Below are 23,994 nucleotides of genomic sequence, written 5' to 3'. Positions count from 1 at the left end.
CGCGCGCCCTATGCGCCGCCCTTGGTCCAGTACGCGCCGCCGGGTCGGCGGCGTCCCGGCCGCCCTGCTCGCGACGGCCGCGGCAGCGGTCGTCCTCGTCCTCGCCGCAGCCCCCGCGGTGATGGCCGCCGCGGCCGGCGGCGCGGAGAATCCCGGCGGCCGCGGGCCCGTCCGGCAGAACTGCGCCGGCATCGTCCCCGGCACCGCGCCGTGGACCGATGGAGCGCACCGTGCCTGCGAGAGCGCGGTGTTCACGCTCCGGGCCGCCTCGGGCGAGGTCGCCGCACGCCTGCAAAGCGCCGTCGGCGCCTGGCCCTCGACGCACCCCCTGGCTCCGCCGCCGCAGCGCGCGGCCCCGGAGGCTTCCCCGGCGCCGCACGTGAACGAGGCCGCTCCGCCGAGCCCGCCGACGCCCCTGCCCACCCCTGCCGCGCTCCCGCCCCTCCCATCCCCGTCCCCGCCTCCGGCGACCCCCGAGGCGACCCCCACGCCGAGCCTCCCGCCGACCCCGACCCCGACCGCGGCCCCGGCGGCCGCCGCCATCGCGTCGGCCCCGGTCGGCAGCAGGGCTGCATCAGCTCAGCCGGACACCGCTCCCGCACCGCCCGTACCCCTGCCGTCGGCCTCGTTCCCCTCCGCAACCAGATCGCCATCACCGTCCCCGACACCGTGGACGCCGCCCGCCGAGGACGCGGCACCGCCGCGCACCCCGGCAACCGCCGCCGGCACCCCCGCCCCCTCCGGCCCCCCTCACCGCCAGTCCCGGGACATCGCCGTCACCGGGGCTGCCGGGACCGCGTTCCTCGCGGCCACCGGCGCGCTGCTCGTCGCCTTCGGCGCGATCGCCCTGTACGCCGCGCATGCCGCGGGCCGGCGGCGGCTGGACCCCTAGGCCGTTTCTGCGGAGCCCCTGTGCCGGTTGGCTTTGCTCGGGCTGGTGGTCTCCTCGCCGTGCACTCGTTCCGGGGCGGTCGGACCGGCCCGGCGGTGGTCCGACGGCTATCGCGGCTCCGCGGCGACCGGGCCCTCGACTGCTGCGGGTTCGCCGTCCATCGCGGCGGCGACCGCGGCGCCGTGCCGGTCGGCCCAATGGCCCAGGGCGAAGATCGGTTCGAGCAAGTCCCTTCCTGCCGCCGTCAGTCCGTACTCGACGCGGGGCGGGGCCTCGGCGTAGCGGCGGCGTTCGACGAGCGTCATGTGCTCCATGCGGCGCAAGGTCTGGGTGAGCATCTTCTGGCTGATGCCGCCGATGGCCTTGCGCAGGTCGCCGGGCCGCATCGGGCCGTCGCGGAGCATGTAGACCACGACGGGCAGCCAGGTGTTGGCGAAGAGCTCGGTGGCGAAGCGGGCGGGGCAGTCGGCCTCGAAGGCGCCGTAGTCGGCGTATTCGGCCGGCTCGGCGTCCGCGGCCGGCCGGGTGCTCTCGTCGTCCATGGCTCCACTCTCCCGGTTCCGTTGCGCACCTCGGGGTGCCTTTCGACTCGCCTACGTTCCGGTACGAGGCCGCAGGCGCGGCGACGGTTCGACCTTCGGAGACTTTCATGCGTATCGGAATCCTCGGCACCGGCCAGATGGCCGTGGCTCTGGGCGGGGCCTGGGCCAAGGCCGGCCACGACGTCCTGATCGGCGGGCGTTCCCCGGAGAACGCCGCCAAGGCCGCGGCGGACGCAGGTGCGCGGCACGGAACCCTGCGGGAGGCCGCGGAGTTCGGCGAGGCGGTTCTGCTGGCGGTGCCGACGTCGGCGGTCGCGGACGTGCTCGGCGCGGCCGGGGACGGCGTGCTTTCCGGCCGCCCACTGATCGACTGCACCAACGCGTTCCAGCCCGACACCGCCGCGGCAGGCGGGGCAGGCGGCTTCGTGCTGTCCGTCGACGCGGCCGCCGAGCAGATCGCGGCGCTGGCCCCGGGTGCGCACGTGGTGAAGGCGTTCAACCTGTGCGCGGCCGAGGTGTGGGCATCGCATGTCCGCACCTACGAGGGGCGGAAGTTGGCGGTGCCGCTGTGCGGCGACGACGCGGCCGCGGTGGCGGCGGTCGCCAGGCTGGCCGCGGACATCGGCCTGGCGGCGATCCCCGCGGGCGGCCTGCGCCGGGCGAAGTACCTGGAGGCCGCCTCGGTGTTCGCGGTCGGCCTGTGGTTCGCCGGGCACGACGCGCGGGCGATGTTCCCGCCACTCGAGGCGGCGTTCGCCGAGGTCGACTGAGCACGGACCCCGACCTGCGGGAACGGTTCCCACCAGGGACTGGCCCCGTCTCGATAATCAACCAAGCGCTTGACAGTACTGGCTGGTAATGAGCGGCGCCGCTCCAGCCAACTGACTCCTTGGAATCGATCTTGCTATGGTCCGTCGGACTCGACGCGACGGGGGCAGGATGCGTGAGAGCGACTTCGGCATGCCACCGGACGGCACGGCCGGAAACGAAGTCTCCGGCGGCGGCCACGAGCACGGCGCCGCCGCGGAGTTGACCGCCCAGGTGGCCCTGCTGGCGGCCGGCGACGGCGATGCGGCCGCCCTGGTGGCGGCACTGCGCCGGACCCGCCTGTACTGCGTGCGGCTGGACCGCGTCGGCTTCGCCGCGATGGGCCCGCCCGGTGCGCAGATGGTGCCGGTGTTCACGTCCGAGGAGCAGTTGGCGGTTTTCCTGGGCGAGGGTGCGCACGACTGGTTCTCGCTCTGCGGCGACGACTTGCTGGACCTGCTGCCGCCGGGGACCGACCTCGCCCTCGACCTCGGCGGCCCGCAGCCCGTCCGGCTGCACGAACGCATGTGGAAGGTGCCTGCGGGCGCATCAGCCGAGACTCCGGCAGGCTCCGATGACTGATTTCGAGGTCACCTCGCAGTACCTGCGCGACAGCGCCCGGGAACTGACCGATGCGCTGCTCCTGGCCCGTAAATTCGTGCCGGCCATCGACGGCATGAAGGCCTCGGTCGACGACGTGGGGAGCCTGTCGGTCCGCGCCCAGGTCCACGAACTCCTGGAGGTCTCCCGCAAGGCGATGGTCGGCCTGGTGCAACTCGGCGAGAACGTCGGCATCTCGCTCCTGTTCGCCGCGCAGCAGTACGACGACGCCGAGGCCGAGGCGACCCGCCTGATCACGCAGCCGCTGGGCGCGCTGACGTCGACGCTCCCGCCCGGTGCCGCGCTGCCCGGTGCCGGGGACACGCAGCCGCCGGGGGTGGGCCCGTAATGCCGGCCCCGATTCCGCTGCCCGAGGGGCAGGAGCAGCAGGCCGGCACCGAGGCCGTGAAAGGCAATTGGCAGGGCCTGGTCGACACCGCGAACACGCTGCGCGGGTTCGCGAACGAGGCCTCCCAGGGCCGCGACAAACTGGCCAAACTCGACGACCCCAAGCTGTGGCAGGGCGGTGCCTCGGCGGGGTTCCGCAAAGACCTCGGCATCGTGGTCGACATCCTGGAGCTCTACAGCAGCGTCTACCCGCGAGCCGCCGACGAGATCAAGACCTACGCCGACGCGCTGTGGGCCGCGCAGGACAAGACGGCCAAGGACCACATCCCCAAGGCCCAGGAGGCCACGACCAAGTCGCGCACCTGGCGCGACCAGAAGTCGGCGTACGACACCGCCAAGACGAACAACCAGTCCGCGGTCACGGCCGGCGTGGACGAAAGCACCCTGCCCCCACTGCCGAACGACCCCGGCGAGGACCCCGGGGCGCGGCAGCGCCGCGAGGCCGAAACCGAACTCGGCGCGACCCGCGAGACGTTGAACGACGCCGCGGCCACCTGCGCGCTGAAGATGACGCGGCTCATGAACGAGCTCAACAACGCGCCCGACCTGTACAAGTGGATCCAGCGGGAGACCGTCGAGTTCATCAAGGGCATCGGAGCCGGCACGCTCGACCTGGCCAATTTCGCGTGGACCATCGACCCGGCCCGCGTCTACGTCGACGGCCCGGGCGCCTACTTCACCGACCTCGCCAAGATCGCGGCCGGCATGACGAAGCCGGTCTGGGACCCGCTGGGCTTCGCCGCCGACACCCGGGCGCAGGTCATCCAGTCGTGGGAGGACTTCAAGAAGGCGCCGGGGCGCACCGCGGGGACCACCGTCCCCGACCTGGCCCTGGCGTTCATCACCAAGGGCGGCTTCAAGGCGCGCACGCCCAAGGAGCGCGCCGACTTCGACGCCAAGCACAACCACGACACGTCGTGCCGCGACCCGCGCTCCTGCGGCCTGGTCGGCGAGCCGGTCGACATCGCGACCGGCGAGATGGTCCTGGACCACGTCGACGTCGACCTTCCGGGGACTCTCCCGCTGGTCCTCGAACGGCGGCACCGCACGCACTTCGACCGAGGCCGCTGGTTCGGCCGGCGCTGGTGCTCCACATTCGACCAGCACCTCGCGCTGACCCCCGAAGGCGTCCGGCTGATCCTCGCCGACGGCGTCGAACTGGCCTACCCCGTCCCCGAACCGGGCGGCACCGTGCAGCCGGTCGGCGGCGCCCGGTGGCCGCTGCACTGGGACGGCCGCCCGGGCGGCGTGTTCACCCTCACCGATCCGCAGAGCGGCCGGGCCTGGACTTTTGCCCCCCACCCGGCGCTGCGCGACCCGGTCCTGCCGGTCACGTCGCTCGCCGACCGCAACGGAAACCGGGTGGAGTACCTGTACGACGCCGAGGGCACACCCTGCGAGGTACGGCACTCCGGCGGCTACCGGATCGCGGTCGACACCGCAGACGGCCGCATCACCGGCTATCGGCTCCTCGGTGCCGACCCGGCCACCCACCTCCGGTCCGACGACCCGGCGCACAGCATCCGCCTGCGGCGGTTCGGCTACGCGGCGCCGGACGGCCGGGAGGGCACCGGAGACCTGACCGAGAGCATCGACTCGACCGGCCTGCCGATGGTGTTCGGCTACGACGGGCAGCACCGGCTCACCTCGTGGACCGACCGCCTGGGCGACTGGTACCAGTACACCTACGACGACGCCGGGCGCTGTGTGCACGGCACCGGCAGCGAGGGCTTCCTCGACAACACCTTCGCCTACGACGACACTGCGCGCGTCACGCGCATGACCGACGCGAACGGCGCGGTGTGGGAATACGCCTGGGACGAGTGGGGCCGCATGGTCCGCCGCACCGACCCGCTCGGCAACACCGCGCGGCAGGAATGGGACCCGTACAACCGGCTCGCCGCGACGATCGACCCGCACGGCGCCGCGACCCGCTTCTCGTACGACGAAGCGGGCAACCGCACGGGCATCGTGTATGCCGACGGCTCGTACACGATCATCGACTACGACACGGTGCTCAACGTGCCGCTGCGCATCATCAACCCGGACACCACCGTGCAGCGGTTCACCTACGACGAGCGCGGCAACATGCTCACCGAAACCGACGAACTCGGCGCCGAATCGGCGTACGCGTACGACAACCGGGGCGGACTCGTCTCGGCCCGCGACCCGCTCGGCGGCATCGCCAAGTTCGCCCGCGACGCCGCCGGGCTGGCAGTACTCCTCGCCGATCCGACCGGCGCGACGGTGCGCGCGGAGCGCGATGCCTTCGGCCGTACCGCGGCGACCACCGACGCCAACGGGGCCACGACGCGCCTCGCCTGGACCGTCGAAGGCCTGCCGGCCTGGTGCGAGCACCCCGGCGGCGGGCGGGAATCGTGGACGTACGACCCGAGCGGGAACCTGGTCGCCCATCTGGATGCCGCGGGCGGCATCAGCCGCTTCGCGTACGGGCCGTTCGGCCTGCGCATCGCGCAGACCGCCGAGGACGGCACCCGCCACACCTTCGCGCACGACCGCGAAAGCCGGCTGGCCTCGGTCACCGGACCGGACGGCGCGACCTGGTCGTACACGTACGATGCGGCCGGACGCACCCTCACCGACACCGACTTCGACGGCCGCACGCTGTGCTACGAGCACGATGCCGCAGGCCAGGTCACCGCCCAGGTCAACGGCGCCGGCCAGCGCATCGAGTACCGCCGCAACGTGTTCGGCCAGGTCGTCGAGGCCCGGCACGCGGACACCGGCCATGCCACGACGTTCACCTACAACACGGCCCGCCACCTGGCCTCGGTCACCGGACCCGATGCCCGGCTCGTCTACGAACGCGACGCCCACGGACGCGTGGTGGCCGAGACGTGCAACGGCCGCCGAAACACCTACGCCTTCGACGCACTGGGCCGCCTGACCCGCCGCACACTGCCCGACGGGCAGGCCACCGACTGGACCTACGACCCGGCCGGCCGCCTGACGCGGATCGCCACCGGCGGCCACACCATCGCCTTCGTGCACAACGCCCTGGGCCGCGAGACCGAACGCCGCTACGACGGCCGGATCCGCTTCGGCCAGGAGTGGAACGCGGGTCGCCGCATCGCCGCGCACACCATCAGCGTCGGAGACGACGTCGACCCGGTCACCGCGGCGCTGAGCCCCGGCCTCGGCCCCGCCGAACTGCTGCGCCGCACCTACGGCTACCGGGCCGACGGGTACCTGACCTCGGTGGACGACAGCGTGCGAGGCCGGCACACCTACGACCTCGACCCGGCGGGCCGCGTCACGCGCGTCACGGGAGCGGACCGGTCGGAGCAGTACGCCTACGACGCGGCGGGCAACCTGTCCTTCGGCACCGCGGGCCAGGCCTCCGGCGACGACCCGCAGCACCGGCCGTCCGGCCACCGGGTCACCCGCGCGGGTCCGGACACCTTCGCCTACGACGGGCAGGGCCGGATGGTCCGGCGGACCCGGCAGTTCCCCTCCGGAGACGTCCGGAGCTGGACATTCACCTGGGACGCGGACGACCGCCTCCGCACCGCGACCACCCCCGACGGCGCGTGCTGGCACTACGCGTACGACCCGCTGGGCCGCCGCATCGCCAAGCGGCGTCCCGACGACCCCTCCCAGGACGTCGAGTTCGTGTGGGACGGCATGCGCCTCGCCCAGGAAGTGACCGCGGCCGGGACCACCACCTGGCACTACGACGCGGAGAGCTGGCGGCCGGTCTCTCGCTCCCACTACACGGCGTCCGGCTCCGCCGAATCGGCGGACTTCCATGCCGTCGCCACCGACCTGGCCGGTGCGCCGACCGAACTCCTCGACGAGCAGGGCGAGATCGTCTGGCAGCGGCACACCACGCTGTGGGGAGCCCGCCCGGACGACACGCACGACCCGTTCGAGGTCCGCTTGCGTTTCCCGGGCCAGTACCACGATGCCGAGACGGGGCTGTCGTACAACTTCTTCCGCTACTACTGCCCCGAGACGGCTTCGTACATCAGCCCGGACCCGCTGGGCCTGGAAGCCGGACCGAGGCCGTACGCCTACGTGCGCAACCCGAACGCGCTCGTCGACCCGCTCGGCCTCAAGCCGCTGCCCGAGCGCTGCACGGTCCTCACCCCCACGTTGCTCCAGCACGTCCTCAAAGGCGAGTTCGACGAACTGACCAAGAAGATCACCGGTTGGCACCTGCACCCCGACCAGCACCCGGGCGGCGTCATCCCGCCCGACCGCTACGCCAGCCCGAACCAGACCGTGCTGCCCAACGGCGTGGTCAAGGTCAACGGCCCGGTCGGCGCGCGCGACGCGGACGGGAACTACTACCCGAAGGACACGAAGTTCCCGCACACGTTCTTCCCGTCCACCTGGGACGCCGAGAAGATCATCCAGGCCGGCCAGACACTGATCAAGGAAGGCAAGGTCAACAGCACCGGCTCCCGCGTCACGATGACGATCGACGGCGTGAACATCACCGGCCTGCTCAGCCGCACCGACGGCAAACTGACCCTGGACACGTTCTTCCCGAGCCCCAACCAGCCCGGCTGACGCGAGCGAACGCCCGCGCTTCCGCGTGACGCAGCAGCAACTCCCCCGGGAACCCTGACGCCCGGTGGGAAGCCCTCAGCGCGGCCCTTCGGAGCGGGTGATCCCCACCCCCACGAAGCCGCTCTCGTAGGCGGCGATGACCGCCTGGGTGCGGTCGCGTACGCCGAGCTTGGCGAGGACGCGGGCCACGTGGGTCTTGACCGTCTCGGCGCCGAGGCCCACGCGGTCGGCTATCTCCGTGTTGGACAGGCCGGCCGTCATCAGGCGCAAGACCTCCTGCTCGCGGGCGGTGAGGCGGTCGACGCGGGTACGCAACTCCATGTTGCCCTCCTGCTGCTTTCGGGTCAGGGCCAAGTCGCGTACGGCCGAGGGGAAAAGCAGCGAGTCGCCGCGCGCCACGACCCGCACCGCATGGACCATCTCGGCCGCGCTCGCACGCTTGAGCAGGAAGCCCTGAGCGCCCGCCCGCAGTGCGTCGTAGACGTAGTCGTCGTTCTCGAAGGTGGTCACGACGAGCACTCGGGGCGGCTCCGGCATGCTGCGCATCAGGTGCGCCGTCGCATCGATGCCGTTCAGGCCCGGCATGCGGACGTCCATGAGGACGATGTCGGGCCGCAGTTCGCGGATCTGCGCCACCGCGTCCGCGCCCGTCTCGGCTTCGCCGACGACATCCAGGTCCGGCTCGGCCGAGATGATCGCCCGGAGCGCGGTGCGCACCAGGTGCTCGTCGTCGGCCAGGAAGACGCGGACGGTGGTCCCCTCGCTCATGTGTGCTCTCCCAAAGGAATCCGTGCCGTCAGGTGCCACCGGCCGTCGTGCTCGCCCGCACTGAACTCGCCGCGCAGCACCGCCACTCGGTCGGCCGCACCCCGCAGGCCGCGGCCGCCGTTGCGGCGTCGTGCGGTGAAGGGCGTGCGTCCGGTGACCGGGTTGGCCACGCTGATCTCCAGTTCCCCTGATGCCACGGCCACCCGCAGCGCGACCGGTGCCGCGCCCGCGTGCCGCAGCGCGTTGCCGAGGGCTTCCTGGACGACGCGGTACGCCTCCCGGGAGACGACTCCCGGCAATTGCGCGGTGTCGAGTCCGGCCGGGCCCAGGTCCAGTTCCACGTCGGCCCCCGCGGCGCGCGTCCGGGCGACCAGGTCCGGCAGCGCGGACAGGTCCGGTGTCGGGGCCGTCTTCACGTCGCCTTCCTCGCGGAGCAGTCCCAGCACGTGGTCGAGTTCGGCGACCGCCGCGCGGGCGGTGTCCTCGATGGCGGCCAACGCCTGAGCCGCGAATGCGGGGTCCCGGTCCAGGACGCGCCCGGCCGCCGAGGCCTGCAGGGTCACCGCGCTGAGCGCGTGGCCGACCGAGTCGTGCAACTCCCGCGCGATGCGTGTGCGTTCCGCCATGCGCTCGGCGCGTCGTTCGGCCAGGGCGAGGCGGTCGGCGGGGGTCGGGCCGAGCAGTACGGGAGCGAGGCGCGCCAGCCACGCACCAGCCGCCGCCGAGGCCGGCAGCGGCAGGACCAGCAGGATCAGACCGGCCAGGACTCCCAGGACCGGACGTGCTTCCGCGGGGCCCATCCAGGCCAGGCCGGCCCCGGCGTCGGGCACGAACGGCAAGGCGACCAGCAAGACTCCGGCAGGCGGCGCGGCCAGCGAGACGGCCGCGACGACGCTGCCGAGCGCGGTGTGCAAGGTGAACCACGCCGCAGTGCGGCGACGGGCGGTCCAGGTGCCGGCGGGTTCGGTGCGGACGTCGCCGGGGGCGTCGGACAGCACGCGTACCGCGTTGCCTTCGAGGGTGCGGACCAGCGGCAGGAGTCCGGCGACGGCGACCAGCGGGAGGTCCAGCGCAAGGGCGATCAATTGCTGCGTGTACGCCGAGCCCGGGGTCCCGTCCACGAGGCCGGCCGTCCCGACGATGGTCGTGGTCAGCAGGTGGAACGGCATCATGAGCGCGCCGCCGAGCACGAGATGCACCCACCGCAGCCGCGCCCGGCGGCCGGTCAGCTGCCGGACGCGGGTGCGGAGCCGGGCGGGTATCCGGGAGCGGGCCGGCACGGGATCAGGGCTCGGAGCCGGTGCGCGAGGCTGCCGGGATCCCGTCCCGCGGGTCCGCAGCCTGCGAGCCCGCGGCCTGCGGGCTCGCGAAGTGCCTGGCGCAGCGGGTCAGGAGGTACCAGCCCGCGGTCAGCACAAGGAGCCCGGTGATCATTTCGGCAGTGTAGACAGCGCGCAGCAGGCCGGACGTGCGCAGCGCGAGTTCGCTGTCGGGCGCGGCGACCACGGTGGCCAGGCCCAGCCATCCGCCCCAGCCGAACGCGCTCGCGGTGCCGACCCAGGCCAGCGCCAGCGGCCCGCGTACCTTCCCGCCGCCCGTCCGCAGCACGAGCAGCGCCAGCCCTGCGGCTCCGGCAAGGGCCAGTCCGCCTTGGACGCAGTCGAGCGCGCGGCTGGTCGCGTCGCGGTCCGCCGTCCACGCCGCGGTCATCCCGAAGTCGCTGCCCGCAGCCCAGGCCAGGCGCAGGACGCCGGCACCTGCCAGCAGCGCCGCGCCCGCCGCTCCCAACCCCCGGAAAGGCACCCGGCTCCCGGCGAGCGCGGGCCGCAGGTCGCGGCGCCGGGCGTTCAGCAGCGCGCCCCAGCGTTCGCCGGCGTACAGCACGAACGCGCCGAGCAGCACCGCGCCTTCGACGATGAAGCCGCCGTACACCACGCCGTAGACCCAGCCGCGCAGGAAGTCGTCGCCGCCGAACGGGTTCGGGCCGCCGCCGACGAGCGCGCCGCCGATCCCGAGCGGTACGGCGAGCATGATCACGGCGAGCAGCCCGGACGCCACCCACAGCGGCGGCAGGATGAGCCAGGCCCGTCCGCGGCGGGTGGCGGGGCGGGTGAGCGTGTAGGCGATGAACGCGGCGACGCCGTCCATGACGAAGGTCAGGGCGTTCGCGGCGATCCATGCGGCGCGGTCGATGCGGCCGGGGTCGACGACTCCGGCGTCCAGCCCGGCGATCCACAGCAGCTTCAGGCCCAGATACGGCGCGCAGGCGACCACCGCGCACCACGCGAGGCGGCGGCGGAGCAAGTCACGGCGCCGCACTGTCCCGGCGCCCGGCGCGTCGCCCGGCGCGTCGCCCGGCGAGGAGTCGTGCGAGGAGTCCTGCGAGGAGTCCTGCGGCGCTGCGGATCGAGCGGCGGAAGTGGCGGCCTGCGTACCTGTCGTCTGCATGCCGTCCAGACTTCCGGCCGGCAGCCGCCCGGACCTCCGCCTGCGCGGCGAACGTGGTCCCCCGTCCGGGGGACGGCGTCAGGCTGCTTCGTCTCGCGGAGCGTCAGGCCGCCTCGTCCTGGGCAGCGCGTGCCGCCGGGACCTTCGCGGGGCGGATGCGCGGCCCGATGAGCGAGCCGAGCAGCGATATGCCGAGCAGGATCAGGAAGATCACCGTGAAGACCTTGCCGTCCTGGCCTTCACCGTTGTGCAGCGCGGCGAAGAACGCGCCGCCCAGGGACATGAGCAGGACCGTGCCGAGGGCGTCCGAGACCTGCAGCGCCGCCGAGTTGCCGCCGGCCTCGTCCGGTGCGGACAGGTCGAGGGTCAGCGTGCTGAGCGCGGCGATCGACAGGCCCATCCCGATGCCGCCGACGAACCAGGCGGGCAGCACGACGTACGGCGATATCCCGGGGACGAGTGCCAGCGCCGCGCCGCCGATCGCGCAGGACACAAGCAGGAAGCCGATCGGGACGAGGTACGGACGCCGGGATGCCGGCGTACGGCCGTGTAGCCAGGACCCGAGGGCCCACGACAGGGCGCCGGTGGTGAGCGTCCAGCCGGCCCGGGTCGGCGAGAAGCCGTGCTCGCTGACCAGCATGAGCGGGACGAACGACTCGACCGCGAAGAACGAGCCCGCCAGGAGCCCGCGCGACAGGATCACCGACGGCAGTCCTCGGGCGGCGCGCAGCGTGCCCTTGGGCAGCAGCTTCGGGACGGTCGGGAGCATGAGCAGCGCACCGGCGCCGAGGAGGATGCCCCCGACCACCGAGAGGTGCTGGCCGCCGTACTGCAGGAGTCCGGCGCCGAGCGACGCGCCCGCGGCGGCGAGGATGCGGCGGCGGTCGATGCGCGCTTCAGGGCCGACGTCCGCGGCGATCTCGGCCTGCACCTTGCCGAGCTGCGGCACGATCGTCAGCATCGGCAGCACCACGAGCGCCGGGATCGCCAGGAACACCCAGCGCCAGCCCAGATGGTCGGTGACCATGCCGGACACCGGCGGTCCGACGATCGAGGGCAGCACCCACGCCGCGGAAAAGGCGGAGAAGACCTTGGGCCGGATCGAGGGCGGGTACGTACGGCCGACCACGACGTAGAGCGCCACGATCACGAGGCCGCCGCCGATGCCCTGCACCGCGCGTCCGGCGACGAAGGGCAGCATCGACTGGGCGGTCCCGGACAGGACCAGTCCGGCGGCGAACGCCGCGATGCCGCCCACCAGGGGTATTCGGGGGCCGCGGACGTCGCACCACTGCCCGGAGAAGACCATGGCGAGCAGGCTGGTCGTGAAGTAGCCGGAGAAGGCGAGCCCGTAGAGCGACATGCCGTCGAGGTCGCGTACCGCCACCGGCATCGCCGTCCCGACGGCCATCGCCTCGAAGGCGATGAGCAGGACGACCGAGACGATGCCCAGGGTCAGGGCCCGGTAGGGCTTCTCCATGACGCTGGTCGGCTGGGCGGGGGTCTCGCCGGGAGACTCGGGGGAGGTCTCGGCGGAGGCACCGGCAGCGGTCTCGTCGGCGGGGGATATCTCACCCTTGTCCAGCATCGTCACCGGCATAGCGTACGTGGCCCCTGCAACCACTTTTGCTGCCGTGTCATCCGTGTCAGCCGCGGAAGTGCTCGACGATCCGTGCGTAGCTGTCGAGCGCGTGGCCGCGGCCGATGGCCGCCTCGATCGCCGCCTTGGTGTACTCCGGCAGCGTGGTGTCCACGCCGCGGGCCCGGCTCTCCTCGACCAGGTGCTCGATCGGCGGGAGCTGCGTCTCCAGGGTCGCGTCGACCGCCGCGAAGTCGCCGGCGTCGATCTGGCCCGCGTACAGCTCGACGAAGGACTCGATCGCGCCCAGCCAGTACTTGGCGAGCGGCAGAAACTCCTTGGCGGGGATGCCGTCCGCGCCGAGGAGGGCGACGCCGTGCAGGAAGCCGTTGAACGTCGACCACATCAGGCCCAGCATCGCCACGTCGTACACCGACGCGACGCCCGGGTCGGCGCCCAGGTGGCGGCTGCCGCCGCCGAGGAGGGCGAGGGTGGCGGCGTGCTCGGCGTAGACGGCCGGGGCACCGCCGTACAGGACGACCGTGTTGATGTCCCCGATGCCGGGCGGGGTCATCATGATCGCGCCGTCGAGGTACGCGGCCCCCTGCGCGGACGCCCACTCGGCGGTGTCCCGGCCCTGCTGCGACGTACCGGACGTGAGGTTGACCAGGACGCGCCCCTGGAGCGCCCCCGCCTCCGCGGCCGCGTCGAGGGCTTCGTGCACGGCCTCGTAGTCGCGGACGCAGACCACGACCAGGTCGGCGGCGCGGACCGCGGCCTCGGCCGATGCCGCCTCGCGGGCACCTGCGGCCACCAGCTCGCCGGCTCGTCCCGGTGTGCGGTTCCAGACCGCGGTGGTGCGCCCGCCGGCCAGGAAGGCGGCTGCCAGGGCGCGTCCCATCATCCCCAGGCCGATCACGGCGACCGACGGACTTCCTTCACCGGCAAGGGAGTTCTTGACGTCTTCGAGAGCTGCGTTCTGCGGTGCGCTGTTCATGCCACGACCCTCGCAGGGCGGCCGCATGCCGCGACAGTGGCAGGACTGACGATATTCGCCAGATTCCTGCCATCGTGCCTAGAGTGGGCCGATGAGCACCGCAGCCGTCTCGCCGCGCGCCCGTACCGTCGCCATGGCCGTCTTCGACGACGCTCCCCTGCCCTTTTGGGACGTCTACGAACTGGGCGTCGCCTGCGCGGTCTTCGGCGTCGCGCACACCGACCTCGCGGACCCCTGGTACGACCTGCGGCTGTGCGGCTTCCGCCCGGGTGCCGGCGCCGGCCTGCCCGGACTCTCGCTCAGCGCGCAGTACGGCCTCGACGAGCTGGCCCGCGCGGGCACCGTGATCGTCCCGGCCGTCCCGGAGGAGTGCATCGACGGCACGCGCCCGATCCCCGAAGAACTGCTGGACGCCCTGCGCGCCGCGTCCGCTTCCGGCGCCCGCATCGTCTCCCTCTGCAACGGCGCCTTCGCGCTCGCCGCCGCGGGCCTCCTCGACGGCCGCCGCGCGACCGCGCACTGGGCGCACACCGAGACGCTGGCCCGCCGCTTCCCGGCCGTGGACGTCGACGACGACGTGCTCTACATCGACGGCGGCGACGTCCTGACCAGTGCGGGCATGAGCGCCGGTCTCGACCTGTGCCTCCACCTGGTACGCCGCGACCACGGCGCGGAGATCGCCAACCGGCTCGCCCGCGTACTCGTCGTCCCGGCCCACCGCCCGGGCGGCCAGGCCCAGTTCGTCGACCAGGCCATCGCGGGCAGCGACGACGACAGCCTCGCACCCGTCCTCGAATGGGCCATGCGCAACCTCGACGCCCCGCTCACCGTCGAGGACTTGGCGGCCCGCGCCGGGATGAGCCCGCGCACCTTCCACCGCCGCCTGCGCGGCGCGACCGGCACCACCCCGATGCAGTGGCTCCTCGGCCAGCGCCTCGCCCGCGCGCAGTCGCTCCTCGAGGCCACCGACCTCCCGATCGACCGCGTCGCCGAGGGCAGCGGGCTGGGCACCGCCAACAACCTGCGCCGCCAGTTCGGGCTGCATGTGGGCGTCTCCCCCACCGCGTACCGCCGCGCCTTCCCCGGCACCCGCGACGTCCCCCGGCACCGGCCCCACCCCACCGCAGGACGACCGTCCTGACCGCGGCCGCTGGTACGGTGCCCGGCGTGACAGAGCTGGCAGCACTGGTCCTGACCTCCGGCGAGCGGGACCGCGGGGTCCCCGTCGACCGCGTGGTCTTCGCGATGGACTGGAGCGGGGAGGAAGAGCCAGGCGACCTGGCGGCCTTCGCCGCCGGCCGCCTGCGCGCCTTCGGCGCGGACCCGACCGGCCTCGACACGGCCCCCGTCTACGGCGCAGCCGAGACCGACCCCGCGCTGTCCCGCGGCGACCTCCCGACCCGCCTGCTCGACCACGTGGCCGCAGCCCTGACAGAGGCCGGCTGCACGCTCCTCCTCCGCCACAGCGGCACCGACAGCTACGAGGTCCTCGTCGCGCCCACCACCCAGTTCGCGTGGACCGATCTCACCCACGAGGGATGCCCCGTACGCCCCTGGGGCTCGGCCTCCGAACCGACCCTGACCAGCCTCGACTGCCCCGCCTGCGGCGACATGCTGGTCTGGGAACTCCCGCCCGGCGAGACCCTCGCCGACGAGCATTGCGACTGCGGCACCCCGCTCTTCGACAGCACCGGCCACCCCCTCCCCAACATCACCCTCCACGCCTGAACCACCCCGGACCGATGAGTTCGGCACATGTGGGCAGTCGCCACTAAGGGGACGAGGCACCCGGTCTCGCCCTCCGAAGGGAGCCTGCGCATGACCATGACCCACGTTCTCGCCGTGGCCCCGGTCTCCGACATCGAGCGTTCCGTCGCCTGGTACGAGCTGCTGTTCGGCCGCCCCGCCGACCTGCGCCCCATGCCGGGCCTCGCCGACTGGCACATCACGACCGGCGGCTGGCTCCAGGTCTTCCAGGACGAGGAACGCGCCGGATCCACCCTGGTCAACTTCGCCGTGGACGACCTGGACAAGGCCCTGGCCACCCTGTCCACGCGGGGCCTGACCGCAGGCGCCATCCAGCCCGGCGCAGGCGGCACCGCCCGATTCGCCGCCCTGACCGACCCGGACGGCAACCGCATCACCCTGATCGAAAACCCCGCCACCTAGCCCGCAAGTCGACTACGGCGAGCGGCTCTTCATCCCGGGGCATGACAACTGCTCTGACAGGGAAAGTTCTTGTACACCGAGCAAAGGCGGGACGAGATTGCGTAGTTCGCGGAAGCGGCCGGTCGATCATGGAACTCCTTCCCGTACGTCACGCGATTACCAGAGGCCACTCTCACCTCCGGGCGCCCCGGCGCCGCCCGTCGGCAACTTGCCTTGGTACCGGCGCACGGGACCGATCGTCGCCCTGCTGATCTTCGTCGCCCCGGTCGGCATCCTCCTTGTCTGGACGTCCAGTTCCTGGGCGCGTTCGGTGCGCCTTGCCGCGTCCGTCGTCAGTGCCGCGCTCTTCGCCGTCGTGATCATCACCAGCGGCGGCCCCGACAAGAAGGACGACGAGAGCACCACCGCACCCGTGCAGGCCACTTCGTCCGCAGCACAGGCGCGGGCCTTCACCGCGCCGGACCACCCCGACGGCTTCGGTGCGGCAACGGCGGAGAAGATCCTCGACGTCGAGCACACGCACATCTGCCCGACGTACTGACGCCTGGCCGGCGGACAGGGTGTCCCGCACCTGCGGGCGCACTGCCGTACGTCAGGCGCCCGCGGCCACGGCCTTCGGGGTCAGAGGAAGTCCCGGGAGTTCCAAGCCCGTTGCATTGCGGACTGCGGCGGCCACGGCGGCCGGGACCGGGACGATGGCAGCGTCCGTGATGCCCTTGGCGCCCAACGGGACGCCGGGCTGCGGGTCTTCGTGCCAGGCGGCGACGCGGACCGGGGGGACGTCGAGGCTGCCGGGATGGCCCCAGGCCGCGGGGCCGTGCAAGCGGGCGGCGTCCAGGTCCTCGGTGAGGGCCAGGCCGATACCGAGGGCCACGGCGCCCTCGACGCGCGCGAGGGCCTGGGTGTGGTCCAGGACCTTCCCCGCGTCGTACGCCCCGGTCACGTCCACGACCTTGACCTCGCCCGTCTCCGGGTCGACGTCCGCGACCACCCGGCACGCGGCGAAAGCCACCGCCGGATAGGCGTCGCCCTGGCCTGCGTCGTCGAGGGGTTCGGTGTGCCGGGCCCGGCAGGCGCCCGCGGTGGCGGCGACTTCCTGGCCCTCGGTCATGACCGACGCGGGCAGGTCCACGAGCCCGTCGTACGAGACGATCCGGCCGTCGCGGATGTCCAGCAGCGCGGCGGTCATGCCGTAGCGGGCCGCGATCGGGGCCAGCAGCTTGGCGCGGATCTCGCGGGCGGCCTGGTCGACCGCACCCGCGGTCAGCATGGTGTGCCGGCCCAGGCCGGGCGGGCCGGCGCTCGGCAGCGCGGTGCCCGCGGGCAGGACGATCGCGTCCGGGATGCCCAGCACGTCGGCGACGATCTGCCGGACCAAGTACGTGAAGCCCTGGCCGACTTCGACCGCCGCGCAGGTGACCGTGACGACGCCGTGGTCGAGGCGTACGGTCGCGGTCGACGACTCGTCGGCACCCTCGATGCCCAGCAGCGGGATCAGGCCCACCGCGTGCCCGATGCCGCGCTTGAGGCCCGCCGGGGGTTCCGATTCCGGTTTGGGGGCAAGCGCCACCGCACGCAGCAACTCGCCTGCGGGCGTGGGGCCGTCGAGGATCTGACCGGTGGTCAGCATGGTGCCCTCGCTCAGCGCGTTGCGCAGCCGCAGTTCGACCGGGTCCATGCCGAGCGCCTCGGCCAGACGGTCCATCTGGGCTTCGTACGCGAAGCACACCTGCGTCGCCCCCGGCCCGCGCATGGTGCCGGCCGGCGGGTTGTTGGTGCGGACCGCCCAGACGTCCACGGCCGCGTACGGCACCATGTACGGCCCGGTCGCGCAGCCGGCCAGGCGGCCCACGACCTCGGGCGAAGTCGTCGCGTACGCACCGCCGTCGAGCAGGATCTGCGCCTCGACCGCGAGCAGCCGCCCGTTGCGGTCCGCCCGGTGGGTGTACTTCAGGCGCGCGGCATGCCGGTGCCCGCCGCCGTTGAGTGCGTCGGCGCGCTCGACGACCGCCTTCACCGGGCGATTGGTCCCCGCGGCCAGCCAGGTCAGCACCGCGAGCAGCCCGACGTCCTCGCGGGTGCCCCCCGAGCCGCCCACGCCGGTCGGCATGAGCCGCAGCGCCCCGGGCGGCAGCCCGATGCACTGCGCGACCTGGTCGCGGTCCGCGTGCGGCCACTGGGTGGCGACGTGCAGTTCGATGCCGCCGTCCGGGCACGGGAGGGCCAGTGCCGCGTCGGTGGCCGGGTTGGCCTGGTCCTGCGCCGCGATGTCGTAGAGGCCTTCGACGACGACCTCGTCGACCGCGCTGCCGTCGGGACGGCGCTGCACCTGGCGGCCGTGCCGCAGGGCGATATGCCGGAAGACGTTGCCGTCCGGGTGCAACGGGGCGCTGGCGAAGGCGTGTTCGGGGTCGATCCGGGCGTCGGTGGGCTCGTAGTCGACGTAGACGGCCTCGGCGGCCAGCCGGGCCGCGTGCGGCGTCTCGGCGGCGACCGCGGCCACCGGCTCCCCGACGTACCGCACGACATCGGACGCCAGCACCGGGCAGTCCGCGACCACCGGCCCGTGGTACGCGTCGGCGGGCAGATCGGCCGCGGTGATCACCGCGTGCACGCCCGGGACCGCGTATGCCGCCGACACGTCGATGCCGAGCACGCGTGCGTGTGCATGCGGCGAACGCACCAGCACGCACCACAACATGCCCGGCGCCCACAGGTCGGCCGTGTACGAGAAACGTCCCTGCGCCTTGGCAGTCGCGTCCGGCCGCTCGGCGGCGGTCATGCGGTTTCCTCCGGCCCGCCGGCGTTGGCCGGCTCGAACACCGAGGCCGACGCGTCCAATTGCGTGGCGTCCGCGGCCGCGGCGGCGACCGCGCAGACGGCCGCGACCATGCGGTTCGGCCCGGCGCAGCGGCATGGGTGGCCGGCGAGCGCGCGGCGTACGGTCGCCTCGTCCGGCTGCGGTATGCGGGCGAGCAGCGCATGGGCACTGACCACGACGCCCGGAATGCAGAACCCGCATTGCACCGCGCCGTGTTCGACCAGCGCCTGCTGCACGGCCGTGGGGACGCCGTGCTCGGAGATCCCCTCGACCGTGGTCACATCGCGATCCCCGACCGCGGCGGCCGGGACCAGGCAGGACGCCGTCGGCGCACCGTCGAGCAGCACCGTGCAGGAACCGCAAACGCCTTGCCCGCAGCCTTCCTTGGCCCCGGGCAGGCCGAGCCGCTCGCGCAGCACGTAGAGGAGGTTCTCGCCGATCCAGGCGCCGTCGATGACGTGCATGGCGCCGTTGACGCGGAGCGGGTACGAGACGGCGGGCACCTCGGACAGGACGTCGACGAAGGCGTCTACGCCGAGGGGGCCGTCGTCGGGGGCGAGGTCGAGGGCGGGAGCAGGGTCGTCGGCGGGCGGGGGTGCCGGGACGGGTACGGCAGCCGGGTCGGCCGCGGGCGCGAGCAACGCGGCCGGTGCAGCGGGCTCTTCGGCGGTATCGGCCGTTTCGGTTGTTCCGGTTGCTTGGACCGTGTCGACGGTCCCGGTGATCTCGGCGGCTTCGGTGATCGCGGCGATCTCCGTGATCTCGGGGACCTCGGGGATCTTGCGGCTCTCGGGGATCTCGGCGATTGCGGCAGGTCCGGCCGGCGGCGCCGCAGCCTCGGGCTCCGCGACGGCCGTGGTGTCCTCGGCCGTGACCGCCGCGAAAGCCCCGGCAAACTGGGCGGCTTCGGGTTCCGCGGGCAGCACGGACAGGTTGGACAGGTCGACCGGCATGATGTGCCGCGTCGCGGGCGGCGGAGGCACCGACGGCAGCGGCGGCGGCTCGACCGGGCGCGACCGTACCGCGGGAGGTTCGGACGCGGGACGCGCAGGGGGCACGGGCGGCGCAGGGGGCACCGGCGGCGCTGGAGGTGTAGGCGGAGCAGGGGGCACCGACGGTGCAGGCGGCGCTGCCGGGACCGCGGGAGCAGCCTGCTCCAGGTCCGGCGGGAACGTGAAGGCGCGCATCAGGCCCGTACTGCCGACCGCACCGACATAGCCGGACAGGCCAGGGTCCTCATCCGCCCCAGGCTGCGGCACCGCAGACGCTTCAGGTGCGGGCTCGACGGGCGCGGATGCACCGCCGTACGCAGCCATGAAGCCGGTGCTCCCCAGCGACGCCACGTCCGCGGACGGACCCGCGCCCTGGGCACCCGGCTCGGACGGCGCGACCGCTCCCGTCCCGCTTCCGCTGCCCGCACCCGCGCTCGGCCACCAGCCTTCGGTCCCGAAGCCCGAACGGCCGCCCGCCCCGGGCACGATGTCGACGCCCGCCTCGATCCACAGCGCGTCGCCGGTCACCTGGGGCAGGTACGGCCCGGGCGGAGGCGGATCGGCGGGGTACGGGACCGGCCCGTAGAGGCCGGCGTCAGCCTGGCTCGCCACCCGGGGCTGGGCAGCATAGGGCTCGGCGGCATAGGGCTGGGCGGTCTCGGGCTGGGCGGCCTGGTGGTCCGCCGAGGCAAGATCCCCCGCGCCCGAGTCGCCGGACTGCGGACCGGAGGTCCGAGGCTCCGGCACGTACTGCTGCGCCCCTGCGGCGTCGGCTGCCGAGGACCAGGGCGCGTGCGAGTCCGCCCCGACGTAGGGCGCGTAGGAACCCGATGCGTCGGGAGCACCCGCATCATCAGCCGCAGCACCAGGCGTACCGGGCACACCGGGTACGCCAGGCACGCCGACCGGCGGAGGCGGCGGCACGGAGAAACCCGCCGCATAGGGGTCTGCCGCGGACTGAGCAGGCCCCTCGGAGCCGCCCGCGACCTCCCCGTAGACGTCGCCCGGCCCCGCAAAGCCGCGCACCTGGACACCGGCATCGCCGGCTTCGGCGGCGGCGTACGTACCGGCTGCCTGCCCGTCGGCGGAGTACGGAGACGGCAGCGGTGCCCGCAGGTCGGCCACCCCGGGTTCCGCCGGGCGGCGGGCGCCCGGCAGCGCGGCCGGTACCTGCGGCCCGGGCATGTAGGGGGCGCCCGCGTACGGGTCTCCGAGGTGTCCGGGGTCTCCGGCGTACGGGTCCCCGGTGTACGGATCCGTCGTGCCCGGATCCGTCGTGCCCGGATCCGCCGCGTACGCGTCCGGCAGGTGCCGGTCCCGCGGGTGCTGGTCGGTCATGTCCTGCCCGCCTTCCGGGCGAACGCCCGTTCCGCCGCACGCCGCGCCAGCGCCGCCACCACGCGTGCCTCGTGCGCCCGCGCCGAACGCGGGCCTTCGCTGCGCGAGAGCCCGTCCGCGACCAGGGCGCCGAAGCGGGCCGGAGCGTCCGGGTCGGTGAGCAACCCGGTGCCCGGATCGATGCGCTCGGCAAGCCACTGCTCCGCGGCCGGGGTGCGCTCCGCGCCCGGGCGCACGCCGCCGACCGCGCAGCGCACGCTGCGCGCGCCGGGGTCCGCGACCAGCGCAAGCGTCGCGTGGAACCCGGCGGCGACCCGGGCCTTCAAGAACTCCTGCGGGCCGTGCAGCACCGGCACCCGCACACCGACGATCAGCTCGCCGGAGCGCAACTGCGCGCCCGGCTCCGCATCGCACACGAACTCCCGGACGCCGCCGGGCGAGCGCACCACCACCGTGGCCTCCAGAGCGGCCAGCACGGGCACCGAGTCGGCCTCCCGGGTACGCGCGGCCAGGTTGCCGCCGAGCGTGCCCATCATCCGGATCTGCGGCGTGCCGACCTGCCGGGCGGCCATCGCCAGCCCGGGCACGAGCGCCGCGAGGTCGGGTCCGGCGAGCCGGGCCCAGGTCACTCCGGCGCCGACGACCGCGGTGCGGCCCTCGTACTGCCAGAGCCGCAGCTCGGGAATTCCGGACAGGCCGAGGAGCGCGCGGGGGCGCAGCAGCCCGGCGTTCACGCGCGGCATCAGGTCGGTGCCGCCGGCCACCGGGAGGGCGGCGGGCTCGCGGGCCAGCGCGTCCACGGCCTCGTCGAGGGAGTGCGGCAGCATGATCGCTTCGTTCACAACGGGGCAACGCTACTGCGCCGGACGGGTGACGCGAGCAAGACTTCCCCGGAACCCCTCGGAACGACCCCCGAAAACCCCCCACCCCACCCCGCCACCCCCTCCGCAAGGGCCATCCGGCAGGCAATCCACCCCGTGCCGAAGGCACCGCGGAAGGGCCGGCCCGGCGCCCCGCATCCACGCACCGCAGGCACCACGGACCGGCCGGACCGACACACCAACACCGCGACCACCCGGAGCGCACCGCGACCCGGGGCCCCCACCAACCCGCAGACGCAGCAACATCGCGCCCGCACCCGACGCACTCCCCCGCCCCGCGCAGACCATCCGCCAAACCTCTGCCGCGCGCCGCAGGCACCGCGGACCGGGCGGCAAGGGACGCCACGCCATCCCCCCGCCGCCCCCGGACCGCGCCGCACCCCGACTCCCCACACACAGCACCTCGCAGCGGCAACTGACGTAGTCCCCCAGCCCTGCAGAAGCCACCCGGCACGTGAGCCACCCCGTGCCGAAGGCATCGCGGATCCGGCGTACAGGTACGCACCGACCCCGCTTGGCGTAGTCCCCCAGCCCCGCACGTGCCGCACGCCGCCGACCGTGCCGCAGGCAGTTGCGGCGTAATCAGTGCGATGTGGCGCAGCGAGATGTACGTGAGGCGGGATGCGGCCTGGGAGGAGGAAGCAGCTGTGAGGCGCGGCGTACAGACCGAGCGGAGAGGGCATGCGGTGTGGCGTACGCGGTCAGGCGCGGCGGGTGGGGCGGTGCTTCGCACCTGAGGCGCGCACGAGGCACAGCGCGGCGTCGGTCGGTTGCCTCGGCTTGTGGTCCCGCCTCCGCCATGGTTCGGCGAACTTCACCCGTTCGCCGGGGCCGCCAGGGCGCCGTAAAGCGCAGAAAAGCCGGGAGCGCCGAGGGGTGTGTCCCTCGGCGCTCCCGGCTTCGCATTACAGCGCGCAGTCCGCCGCGGCGTCGCGCGGCGGTTCGCGGGTCGTCGCGCGGTCTCGCGGGGACGCGCGACGGGCGGTTACTTGTCGCCGCCCTTGTCGTTCCCGCCCGTGCCCATGGTCTCGTAGATTTCCTTGCACATCGGGCACACCGGGTACTTCTTCGGGTCGCGGCCCGGCACCCAGACCTTCCCGCACAGGGCGATCACCGGAGTGCCCGAGAGGGCGCTCTCCATGATCTTGTCCTTCTGGACGTAGTGCGCGAAGCGCTCGTGGTCGCCGTCGCCGTGGGAGACCTGCGGGGTCTCCTCGATGAGCGTCCCCGTGCCCGTTCCGCGCTCGGGCTCGGGATAGTCCTGCGGAGTGGTCATGCCCCGATTCTAAGCGGGGCCGCCCGCACAGCCCCCTGCGGAGCCCGATCCGGGCCGGGACCGCGCACGATCCGGGCCGCCGGTCGCCGTCAGTTGAAGGACGGGTCCTCCGGATACGTCGCCACCATCGCCAGCTCGCCGCGCTGCCGGCGCAGCACTGCCCGCCACAGGCGCTCCGGATCGGGGCTGAAGGCGTCACCCGGCTCGGACTCCACCACGTACCAGGCGCCGTCGTGCAGCTCGGCCTCCAGCTGGCCCGGGCCCCAGCCCGAGTAGCCCGCGAATATGCGCATCGAGCCGAACTCCGCGGCCACCAGTTCGGGCGGCGCGTCGAGGTCGACCAGGCCGAGGCCGCCGAAGACGCGGCGCCAGCCGACCGGCTCGCCGCCGCCCGGCACCGACGCGATGGCCAGCGCGGAGTCCATCGCGACCGGGCCGCCCTGGAACACCACCGAAGGCTCGGTGACCGCCTTGGACCAGCCGGTGAGCACGTCGTGCACGTCGACCGGAGTGGGCCGGTTGAGGACCACCCCGTGCGCGCCTTCGTCGTCGTGGTCCAGCACCAGGACCACGCACCGGTCGAAGTTCGGATCGGTCAGCGCGGGGGTCGCCACGAGGAGGCGTCCGGTGAGCGAGACCTCGGTCATGGGCCCATGATCCTGCATCCGGGCACCGGGCGTACCGCCGCTCTCCCCATCACGCGCCCCCTCTGTGCCGCCTCCGTACCGCCGCCGTGCCGACCCGCCGGGCCGGGTCGGCCCTGGTCGGACCCGGTCGACGCCGCCGGTCGATCCCGCCGGGCGTCCCCGGCGGCGACGCGCCGGTGGGCCCGAAGCCGGTCGGCCCGGCCTTTGGTCCCGAATCCCGGGCCGTCCAAGATCCTGTGCCCCTCAGGGGCCCCGACAATGCGCGTACGGGCGTATCGAGCGCGTACCGTTGT

Annotated in this window: 20 protein-coding genes; 9 read left to right on the top strand and 11 right to left on the bottom strand. The window is 73.6% G+C overall.

Annotated elements, in window-relative coordinates; all coding sequences use genetic code 11:
- The first annotated feature begins 10 nt into the window (after positions 1–10).
- The gene (locus LZ495_RS34510) at positions 11–892 is read left to right on the top strand and encodes a hypothetical protein (protein WP_235057122.1); all 882 of its coding nucleotides are present in this window, start codon (positions 11–13) and stop codon (positions 890–892) included.
- 107 nt (positions 893–999) lie between these two features.
- On the opposite strand, the gene LZ495_RS34505 is transcribed toward LZ495_RS34510, so the two are convergent.
- A complete protein-coding gene (locus tag LZ495_RS34505) occupies positions 1,000–1,434 on the bottom strand; it encodes a winged helix-turn-helix transcriptional regulator (RefSeq protein ID WP_235057074.1) in 435 nt (144 codons plus the stop codon).
- Between the two features lie 107 nt (positions 1,435–1,541).
- Here LZ495_RS34505 and LZ495_RS34500 point away from each other — a divergent pair, with 107 nt between their 5' ends.
- The 4 genes from LZ495_RS34500 (at position 1,542) to LZ495_RS34485 (ending at position 7,785) form a co-directional block, all read left to right on the top strand.
- Positions 1,542–2,204: an NADPH-dependent F420 reductase gene (locus LZ495_RS34500; RefSeq protein WP_235057073.1), complete on the top strand. Its 663-nt coding sequence runs from the start codon at positions 1,542–1,544 to the stop codon at positions 2,202–2,204.
- Positions 2,205–2,373: 169 nt separating this feature from the next.
- A complete protein-coding gene (locus tag LZ495_RS34495; RefSeq protein WP_235057072.1) occupies positions 2,374–2,823 on the top strand; it encodes an SseB family protein in 450 nt (149 codons plus the stop codon).
- Entirely contained in the window at positions 2,816–3,190 is a 375-nt protein-coding gene (locus tag LZ495_RS34490) for a hypothetical protein (protein WP_235057071.1), read from the top strand. Before LZ495_RS34495 ends, LZ495_RS34490 begins: the two co-directional genes overlap by 8 nt.
- Entirely contained in the window at positions 3,190–7,785 is a 4,596-nt protein-coding gene (locus tag LZ495_RS34485) for a DUF6531 domain-containing protein (protein WP_235057070.1), read from the top strand. The genes LZ495_RS34490 and LZ495_RS34485 overlap by 1 nt, the downstream gene beginning before the upstream one ends.
- 75 nt (positions 7,786–7,860) lie before the next feature.
- Here the strand turns inward: LZ495_RS34485 and LZ495_RS34480 are convergent, their stop codons facing one another.
- From LZ495_RS34480 to LZ495_RS34460, 5 genes are all read right to left on the bottom strand, one after another.
- Positions 7,861–8,553, bottom strand: coding sequence for a response regulator transcription factor (locus LZ495_RS34480; RefSeq protein ID WP_235057069.1), 693 nt, complete (start codon positions 8,551–8,553; stop codon positions 7,861–7,863).
- A complete protein-coding gene (locus tag LZ495_RS34475; protein ID WP_235057068.1) occupies positions 8,550–9,833 on the bottom strand; it encodes a sensor histidine kinase in 1,284 nt (427 codons plus the stop codon). Before LZ495_RS34475 ends, LZ495_RS34480 begins: the two co-directional genes overlap by 4 nt.
- Positions 9,834–9,837: 4 nt before the next feature.
- Positions 9,838–11,001, bottom strand: a complete 1,164-nt coding sequence (locus LZ495_RS34470) for a hypothetical protein (RefSeq protein WP_235057067.1) — start codon at positions 10,999–11,001, stop codon at positions 9,838–9,840.
- A 103-nt stretch (positions 11,002–11,104) separates the two neighbouring features.
- Positions 11,105–12,589 (bottom strand): MFS transporter, encoded by a 1,485-nt coding sequence (locus tag LZ495_RS34465; RefSeq protein WP_235057116.1) that lies wholly within the window; start codon positions 12,587–12,589, stop codon positions 11,105–11,107.
- 58 nt (positions 12,590–12,647) lie between these two features.
- Complete coding sequence (locus LZ495_RS34460; RefSeq protein WP_235057066.1) at positions 12,648–13,577, bottom strand: NAD(P)-dependent oxidoreductase; 930 nt, start codon at positions 13,575–13,577, stop codon at positions 12,648–12,650.
- A gap of 133 nt (positions 13,578–13,710) precedes the next feature.
- Here LZ495_RS34460 and LZ495_RS34455 point away from each other — a divergent pair, with 133 nt between their 5' ends.
- From LZ495_RS34455 to LZ495_RS34440, 4 genes are all read left to right on the top strand, one after another.
- Positions 13,711–14,718 (top strand): helix-turn-helix domain-containing protein, encoded by a 1,008-nt coding sequence (locus LZ495_RS34455; protein WP_235057115.1) that lies wholly within the window; start codon positions 13,711–13,713, stop codon positions 14,716–14,718.
- 26 nt (positions 14,719–14,744) lie between these two features.
- Positions 14,745–15,305, top strand: a complete 561-nt coding sequence (locus LZ495_RS34450; protein WP_235057065.1) for a hypothetical protein — start codon at positions 14,745–14,747, stop codon at positions 15,303–15,305.
- Between the two features lie 90 nt (positions 15,306–15,395).
- A complete protein-coding gene (locus LZ495_RS34445; protein ID WP_235057064.1) occupies positions 15,396–15,746 on the top strand; it encodes a VOC family protein in 351 nt (116 codons plus the stop codon).
- Between the two features lie 208 nt (positions 15,747–15,954).
- On the top strand, positions 15,955–16,287 hold the full coding sequence (locus LZ495_RS34440) for a hypothetical protein (RefSeq protein ID WP_235057063.1): 333 nt from the start codon (positions 15,955–15,957) through the stop codon (positions 16,285–16,287).
- 51 nt (positions 16,288–16,338) lie between these two features.
- Here the strand turns inward: LZ495_RS34440 and LZ495_RS34435 are convergent, their stop codons facing one another.
- From LZ495_RS34435 to LZ495_RS34415, 5 genes are all read right to left on the bottom strand, one after another.
- On the bottom strand, positions 16,339–18,528 hold the full coding sequence (locus tag LZ495_RS34435; protein WP_235057062.1) for a xanthine dehydrogenase family protein molybdopterin-binding subunit: 2,190 nt from the start codon (positions 18,526–18,528) through the stop codon (positions 16,339–16,341).
- Positions 18,525–20,897 carry a (2Fe-2S)-binding protein gene (locus LZ495_RS34430; RefSeq protein ID WP_235057061.1) on the bottom strand — a complete coding sequence of 791 codons (2,373 nt, stop codon included), beginning with the start codon at positions 20,895–20,897 and terminating at the stop codon, positions 18,525–18,527. Before LZ495_RS34430 ends, LZ495_RS34435 begins: the two co-directional genes overlap by 4 nt.
- Complete coding sequence (locus LZ495_RS34425; protein ID WP_235057114.1) at positions 20,894–21,724, bottom strand: FAD binding domain-containing protein; 831 nt, start codon at positions 21,722–21,724, stop codon at positions 20,894–20,896. The genes LZ495_RS34430 and LZ495_RS34425 overlap by 4 nt, the downstream gene beginning before the upstream one ends.
- Before the next feature lie 1,039 nt (positions 21,725–22,763).
- Positions 22,764–23,054, bottom strand: coding sequence for a DUF3039 domain-containing protein (locus tag LZ495_RS34420; protein ID WP_235057060.1), 291 nt, complete (start codon positions 23,052–23,054; stop codon positions 22,764–22,766).
- Between the two features lie 89 nt (positions 23,055–23,143).
- Complete coding sequence (locus LZ495_RS34415) at positions 23,144–23,701, bottom strand: YqgE/AlgH family protein (RefSeq protein WP_235057059.1); 558 nt, start codon at positions 23,699–23,701, stop codon at positions 23,144–23,146.
- Positions 23,702–23,994: the final 293 nt, after the last annotated feature.

The sequence above is a fragment of the Yinghuangia soli genome (assembly GCF_021502675.1).
Lineage (GTDB): Bacteria > Actinomycetota > Actinomycetes > Streptomycetales > Streptomycetaceae > Yinghuangia > Yinghuangia soli.
This window is presented reverse-complemented; position numbering and strand designations above follow the sequence as displayed.